The organism is Ruegeria sp. BHSA163, from assembly GCF_059613365.1.
Window position 1 is genome coordinate 1 of record NZ_JBXWSJ010000099.1, and the last position, 7785, is coordinate 7785.

Consider the following 7785-nt stretch of genomic DNA (forward strand, 5'->3'; position numbering starts at 1 on the left):
TGCACCACCTGGTACATGTAAATGATAAGTGTTCAGAACCGAATTCAGCATCTTGAAAGGCGTGCCCGGTCCTACGTAAGCCATTGGCACATCAGGGTCGACGGTGACATACCGCAATCCGCTGGTGTCCAGAACCATCGAGTTGTTGACCGAGTATCCTGCGGTGCTGTGACGCCCCGAGCGGGTAACGACCCACAGATTATGTTCATGAGCAAAGGCCAAACTGGCCCGGACATCCTCTATGGTTTCGCAATAAACAATGATTTCAGGAAAATCCTGAAACGCCGGGTTCCATACCTGCCTGTCGTTGTTGTAGTTCGGGTCCGTAGGAAGGACCACCGAACCGATCAATCCTTTTTCGAATTCGCGTATTTGGTCAGGTTTGATGGGGTGATAGCCTTGCAAGGCCATATCCGTGCGGCTGTTTGCAATACATTCTTTGGCCAAAAGTGTTTTGGGGATCTTACGCATGGGCGCTCCTCAAATAAAAAGCGAAAAACCAGATGCGGAAATCCCGAACCCGGACATCAAAATTCAGGTATCAACCCATTTCTGCCCCTGTCCAAGCTGGCAGCAATTGCCCCCGTTGGTCAAGACATCGTTTCAATCAGCGCACGTGCAGCAAGAACATCAGGGAGATCGACACCAGGATCCAACTTGTTCAAAACTGAATCCAACTCATCCCCACCAGACACGCCTTTGGCGTGTCGCGCTTTGACCAAATCTATTGCCGCGCGCAGTTCAAACAAAACCGCACCTTGAGTTCGGGCCGTCGCGATTGCATTCATCAGCAATGGTTCAGGGTCACCGCCTTTACCCGCGACTATCAAAGCCTGAACGCGTTGCTGCTCTGACTCTGCCCACTTTTCTTCTGTCTTGGCAAGGAAATGATCTGCCTGATGAAGAGCCTGCTGCGCCGCCGAATGATCACCAGTTTCAACCAGCAATTCAGCTATCAATGACGGAAAAAAGCTCTTGTAGTTTCCTGCCCCTATTGACCACCAGTCTTCCGCAGACTGACGTAACTTTTCGATATTTTCTTGAACGGGCGCCTTTGTCGCTTCGGCCCAGGTAGTCCAGAATTTCACGATCGTGGCCATAAACGGAAGGGAATGTTCCTCGGCCAATTCTGTCAGCGGCTCGGCAACATCAAACAAGGCAGGAAGATCGCGATAAAGTAGTTGCACCTTACACATGTAAACCATGATCTGGGCGACGCTGTGCACATGTTTCAACTGCTTGGCCCAGTCCAACGCGGTGCGTTGAACCTTTGCAGCTTCGTCAGGCAGGCCCATCAGGCAATAGCAAGTTCCAAGAAATGCGGAGGTGATTGCGGCATGGTCGGTGCCGTAGACATAAGCCAGCTTGCTATGCTGATCGAAATCATAAAGAGACCAAGCTTTTTCCAGATGCTTCCGAGCCTCCAGCAAATTGCCCAAATGCAGTTGCACCGCACCCATGGCTCGGTGCCCTACCATCCGGTGCTCAGTCTTTCCGGTGTCCGCAGCCAAGTCTAAAATCTGCGCGGCAACCTCTTGCGCAAGCCGATACTCAGCCCGCACCAGATGAAATGCATAAAGACCATTGAGAACGGGAAACAGCCGCTCGGTCTCGTCCGCACGATGGCACAAATCGCGCAGTCGGCCGTATGCTTTACCCGTTGCTTCCCCTGAAATACCGCTTGTCGACCTCAGGACACCCGCGCGCAAGATCTGAATGTCTATCTCTTGGAGATCACGCTCCCTGCTTTTGGGCAGCTCTCCCAGTTGCTCCAATGCAGTCGACAAATGTGTCAGGGCTTCGGCCTGTGCCGAGCGCTCAATCGCCCGTCTTCCGGCCTTCTGCCAATGTTCAACCGCGTCATCAGGGCGCTTTGCAAGGGTAAAGTGCTGCGCCAGAACCTCAGGCTGAGTCTGAACCATCTGCGGCTGGTTTTGCAGTAACGCATCAGCGGCTCGATCGTGTAATTCCTGACGCTCTGTCCGTAGCAGGCTATCGTAAGCCATATCCCGGATCAGGGCGTGACGAAAAACAAACTCATCCTTGGCAGCGTCCGGAGCCTGTAGGATGATCCCCGCCGAAGATAATTGATCCAGCCCGGCCTGCAAAACCGAGGGAGACAGGATCGACATAGAAGTCAGCAGGGCTATGGAAAACTGACGTCCGAATACAGCACCGGTTTGCGCCACATCCTTGGCCATACCAAGCCGGTCCAGACGCTCCATCAAAGAATCTTTGAGCGTGTTAGGCACGGACAGCGACGGCAAAGTGCCCTTCAGGACATAGCCGTCATCCGTCAACATCAGCTGACCAGACTCCAAAAGGCCGCGCGTGACTTCTTGAACGTAAAGAGGAATGCCATCAGTTTTGGCAGCGATCAGGTCGCATACATCCGCAGGTACTTTATTCCCACCTGCCACATCAGTCACAATTGCTGCGACATCCTTATGCTCCAGCCGTTTGAGGGGAATGTGCAAAGTGTTGTGATAATGGCCCCAGCCCGGATCGAAGCCCGGCCGCGCTGTTACAACAATAAGGACTGGCAAACCCCTAATTTTTTGGATCACACGGTCGGTAAGCGACAAAGTAGTCGGATCCACCCAGTGCGCATCTTCCAAAAGCAATAAAACAGGTTTGTCCCGTGCTAGAGATGCCAACTGATCAGTTATGGCCTCGAGGGTCTGTTCGAGTTTCACCTGAGGCGGAAGGTCAAGTGGCCCCAACACATCATCCGCTTCGACGCTCAACAAATCGGCGATCAGCCTGAGATGCCCCTTTGGTTGATGTCGCAAGGTATGCGCCAACTTCTCCAGTTTCTGCGCGTCAGTATCGCCAAGAACAAATCCAGCTGCACGTTCCAGATGTTGAATGACGGGGTAAAGGGCGCTGTTTTCGTGAAAGGACGAACATTGAAAGTTCAATTGCCTTGCATCGTCTTCGGTAACCTGCTGACCCAATCCCTCGATCAACCTCGATTTACCAATACCGGCTTCGCCAGTTATCAAGACTGACTGACCCGCGCCCTGACTGGCCTCGTGCCATTTGTCGCAGATTTTCCGAAATTCTGCCTGACGCCCCACCAAACGACCGGCACCCGCGTCAGGCATAATATCAAATCTTCGTTCGATGTGCGCCTGACCAGTCACGACCCAAGTCTGGACTTTCTCGGAAATCCCTTTGAGAGAGAACTGCCCAAGTTCCTTCATCTCAAATGCTTTTCCAACCAACCTGCGGGTTGCTGGGCTAATCACCAACATGTCCGGCTCGGCCAGAGATTGAAGCCTTGCCGCGAGGTTTGGCGTCCGGCCCATAACAACATCATGCTCTTTGAGGCCTTCACCGTGGATCGTACCGACAACAACCAAACCCGTCGACACGCCGATACGGGCCCGAAGACGCTCCTGACCTTCCATTCGTTTAAGGCCCTCAAGAATATCGAGCCCTGCGTGAATTGCTCTGGATGCAGCATCCTCTTGCGCGTGAGGATACCCAAAGTAAATCATCGCGCCGTCGCCCATAAAACTGGCTACGTGACCACCAAACCGTGCGACTGAAGTGGTACAGATTTCTTTGAACCGTCGGATCAATTCGCCCAGATCTTCCGGATCAAGACGTTCGGACATGGCAGTCGATCCTACGAGATCGACAAACATTACGGTCAATTGGCGACGCTCTGCCACAATCTTACCGTCTCCGCGTGAAGCAGGAGAAGTGGCAACATCTGTTTTTCCCAACGCCGCCATCAAACGTCGTCGCGGGCCCAACGGAAGACCAAGATCGATCAAATCATGTTCCGACAGATGCGCCAGATCGGAAAAAGTGATTTCGTTTGAGGCAAAAACAGGCGCATATTTTGAAAGCCCAAGCTCTTCAAGATATGCGCCAATCTCTGTCATCGTCCCAATAGTCCCCGATCCGACCACGATCCCATAGGACCGATCGACTCCCCTGATCCGAAAAAGAACGTGCGTCAGTCTGCGACCCGGCCGCCATCCCGGATGTCTTCGTCGGCTTTCCGTAGAAGTTTTTTCCTTCTTACCCGACGCGTCAAGTAAATTGCGCGACATGGCGCGGCACACTACCGACCTTGATTTCAGATCAATACCATGCTGCTTGTGAACGGCGTGAGGATTGGCAGGGGCAGCAGGGTTCGAACCCGCGACCTACGGTTTTGGAGACCGTCGCTCTACCAACTGAGCTATACCCCTGTAGTGCGCCTTCAGATATGCCAGTGTCGCAGCGGACTCAAGAGCCTTTTTAATAGTGCACCCAGTTTGATCAATGACAAAACCGTTGCACGTAACGTCAAGTTCAGTATGACAAGCGTCGCCCCGCACAAGGACAGACATCTTGAGTATCCGCACGAGAATTGCTGACAGCGAATCCGTCCTGAATTGGGTGGCCCGTCGGATCGCGTCTTATATCAGGATGGTTTATCGCAATACGCGATGGCAACGGATCGGGTATACTGAGCTGGATAAATTAGTCGACCAGGGTGAACCGGTCATCGTTGTCTTATGGCACCAACGCCTGGCGCAATCGCCATATTTCTTTCCGCTGGACAAAGGTCGTATCTGCTCGATCACTTCGTCCGCCCGGGCTGGCAGCATGGTAGGCAGGGTGCAGGAACTGTTCGGCATGGATACGATCGCTATGGCCAGCAAAAAGCGCCACGTGGCACTTTCCCGGGAAGTTTTGGGCAAGATGAAACAGGGGATTTCGATTGGCATCGCCGCCGACGGCCCCCGTGGCCCAGAACGGATCTCTTCCACTGTGCCGTTAATTTGGGCGCGGACGTCAGGCAAACGGGTATTTGGCATCACTTTTTCAACCCGCTACGGGCGCGAGGCTGGCACCTGGGATCGGTTGCTTATGCCTCGCCCATGGAAAAACGAAGGCGTGTTTCTTTGTCGCGAGTGGACAGAAACAGTGCCGCGCAAAGCGAACGCAGAACAGATCGAAGCCTTAAGACTGAGCCTCGAGCAACATATGAATGACATTACTGCCGAGGCAGACCAAATGGTCGGACGAGAGCCTTGGGCACCGAACGGCTGAAGACATAGGCAAAATCGAGAAAAACCCCACCGCATTGGCGGCGGGGCCTCTTAAATTATTGATTTTTTGACATATTGCTCTGGAGACTGAGGTCAGTTCGCTCCAAACGATCCGATGTAGGTAATGCCAGTTCCTTCGGTCCGGAAGGTACCGCCAACTTCTGCCGCATTGGGGCCATAGAAGATTCCATTCGCAGTACCAGTGACGTCCTCACCGGAAACACTTGCGGCGAACGAATTCCCAGAAACGTTCCCTGTACCAGCGAAATTCAATTCCGATGCGCTACGCTCTTCCCCGTCATCCAGACTACCCACAACTGTTCCAGTACTATTGATCGTAGCCGTGCTGAAATTAGTCGACACACGGATTTCCGAGGCCGTTACGTAAGCATTACCATCATCAAGACGAGCAAATCCCGTACTTATACCTTCGTAGGTCGCCTCTCCACTTGAGGGAACATCGCTGGCTGCTGTACGCACCCCATACGATCCGACCCCGGCAGTTCCTGACGACGCAGTTGCGCCGTTGAGCCACACACCGAAAGTTTGATGCTCTAACGTTGATTCAGTTGGGTCGACGAACACGATTACTTCGTTTGCATCGGATGACTCAAAGCCAATTAGAGGTGCATCTTGATCAAGGGTATCACCATCCCGAGAATCCAAAGCGAGATTTGACCCCGGCGCAGTGACACGGGCTGCTACAATCTCACCATCTTCAGTGGTCAAGCGGAGCGAGGAATCCTGCGGCGCGTTAACGCCATCTACGTCCACATCAATTCCGTTATTTGAAAATTCCGCGACAACGGCGGTGCCATCCAGCTCTAATGCCCCATCACGCGGTAATGTTACGGTATCGGCACCACTGCCGGATGACCCACTGCTGCCCCCTGACAGGCACGCACTTAAGGAAAAACCCGCAACCAAAAGCGTGGCGCGTCCTAACAACCGAACCTTCATATCGTCTCCTATGCATTATCTCATTGCAACCTATAATATATTTAAAAGGGTTCAATAATTATTTTATTCTATTTTAACGTGTTTACTTTTTTGCATGTGACATTCATTAAATCACCGATCTGTTCGACCGTGAATCAGAGCCGAACAAGATTGGCGTCAATGTATGAATTCAGGTTCTCTTTCAATGTTTCGAAATTACTTGCTAACTGCGTGCATAATCGCTGCCATTCATTGCGGGGGCGAGGCTGACGCCCAACCAACCGGTACCAACAAAGCAGAACCCTTTACTGAAAGCACATTGATTGAGGCAGTTTTCCAAAGCGGCCTTCGGGACTTGAAGCTGGGAAACACCGATGCAGCCATTGAAAAGTTCTCTTCCATCTTGGCCAAGAATCCCAATCTTGTCCGGGTTCGGCTTGAACTTGGACTTGCATATTTCTTAGCTCGACAATGGAACCGTGCCCGGAATGAATTCTTTACTGCCCTGTCCGGTGACCTGCCCGAACCCGTTCGAACCAAAGTGCTGGGTTTGATCCGCGAAATTGATGCCAGACGTGGATTTGACTGGGATTTCAGCATTGGTGTCACCAATGTCGGCAACCAAAGGAACTACGACACCGATCAGATTATTTTAAATTTTTCAGGTATTGACCTGCCCTTTACTCTCAACCGTGAGCGTACGACTGAGTTCGGGCTACGTGCCACAGGATCTGCTAATTTTCGGCGCCCCATAAGCAAGAAGCTCCTTGGCGCTGACGCGGTGGCATTTGCGTCGCTTTCTTTTGATGTAACCGAAGCGCGGAATTCCCAATATGACGACTACATTTTCGGCGCTCGTTTTGGTTTGAGGGCGCTCACCCGAAACACGACAAGCTCCATCGGTCCCGTGATTACAACGCGATTAATCGGCGGCAATATCTTTGAAAACCGCATTGGACTGCAAGCCGCTTTCGAGGGGCGCAACCAAAGTGGCGGTTCAGTATTTGCAACACTAAGTGGCGCACAATTGCACAATCCAACGTCTGCCTCATTGGACGGCCACGAAATCGACGCAGAAATCGGAGTGCGCAGGTCGTTTGGCGGACGCGGGACAATTGACGCCAGCGTCTTTTTCGAAAGTAAAGACGTAGACGATAACCTGGAAAATTTTATTCGCCAACGTTTTACAATCTTTGGTCAAATAAATACAACTGGAGGCTTTACACTTCGACCAACAGTTTTTGTCGAGAACAAACGGTTCAGGACGCCGAGTGTTCTTTTCACGGGCAATCCGGACGAAGAGTCCTGGGGCGCGGTTCTTCGCGTGGAAAAGAACGATGTGTTTATTGGAAACGGGTTTTCACCCTTTCTTCTAATGAACTATCAACGCACGAACTCGGGCATTGAGGCGTTTAGCTATTCCGAGTCGGGTTTCGAACTTGGGCTTGAACGCCGGTTTTGATTCTTGGCGCGCGACTCTAGTTACGCTATCGAACTTGGGAAGTTGACCGGAATCAAAACCTCCATTCTTAATCTGACAGGCTGATCTAACCTTGGTTAGTTCATTGTGAACTCTCCATAGGTCTAACCGAGTTCAAGTTTACCAGTGACATTTACTGTCGCCTGATTTGTTGAAATTCAAAAAAAGGGCGCCTTGGAGGGCGCCCTTTCTGTCTGGTCTTTCGTTAAAACGAATTATTCAATAATCTTCGACACAACGCCCGCGCCGACGGTGCGACCGCCTTCGCGGATGGCGAAACGCAGGCCGTCTTCCATCGCAATCGGCGCAATC

General features: G+C 52.0%; 6 protein-coding genes and 1 tRNA gene. 2 read left to right on the forward strand and 5 right to left on the reverse strand.

The features are described from left to right. From AC2FNV_RS22830 to AC2FNV_RS22840, 3 genes are all read right to left on the reverse strand, one after another. On the reverse strand, nucleotides 1-471 hold a 471-nt coding region (locus AC2FNV_RS22830), incomplete at its 3' end, for an FAD-binding oxidoreductase (RefSeq protein ID WP_496774625.1). Nucleotides 472-590: 119 nt separating this feature from the next. Next, nucleotides 591-4067 (reverse strand): adenylate/guanylate cyclase domain-containing protein, encoded by a 3477-nt coding sequence (locus AC2FNV_RS22835; RefSeq protein WP_254442656.1) that lies wholly within the window; start codon nucleotides 4065-4067, stop codon nucleotides 591-593. 65 nt (nucleotides 4068-4132) lie between these two features. After that, nucleotides 4133-4208 (reverse strand) — tRNA-Trp (locus AC2FNV_RS22840). Nucleotides 4209-4350: 142 nt separating this feature from the next. Here AC2FNV_RS22840 and AC2FNV_RS22845 point away from each other — a divergent pair. Then, nucleotides 4351-5055, forward strand: coding sequence for a lysophospholipid acyltransferase family protein (locus AC2FNV_RS22845; protein WP_170476643.1), 705 nt, complete (start codon nucleotides 4351-4353; stop codon nucleotides 5053-5055). A 92-nt stretch (nucleotides 5056-5147) separates the two neighbouring features. On the opposite strand, the gene AC2FNV_RS22850 is transcribed toward AC2FNV_RS22845, so the two are convergent. Continuing rightward, on the reverse strand, nucleotides 5148-6014 hold the full coding sequence (locus AC2FNV_RS22850; protein ID WP_170611133.1) for a transferrin-binding protein-like solute binding protein: 867 nt from the start codon (nucleotides 6012-6014) through the stop codon (nucleotides 5148-5150). Between the two features lie 163 nt (nucleotides 6015-6177). Between AC2FNV_RS22850 and AC2FNV_RS22855 the strand changes: the two genes are divergently transcribed. Further along, a complete protein-coding gene (locus AC2FNV_RS22855; RefSeq protein WP_496774627.1) occupies nucleotides 6178-7455 on the forward strand; it encodes a tetratricopeptide repeat protein in 1278 nt (425 codons plus the stop codon). Nucleotides 7456-7688: 233 nt separating this feature from the next. Here the strand turns inward: AC2FNV_RS22855 and AC2FNV_RS22860 are convergent. Then, nucleotides 7689-7785: EF-Tu C-terminal domain-related protein (locus AC2FNV_RS22860; RefSeq protein ID WP_274841179.1), on the reverse strand; the 97-nt coding region annotated here is incomplete at its 5' end.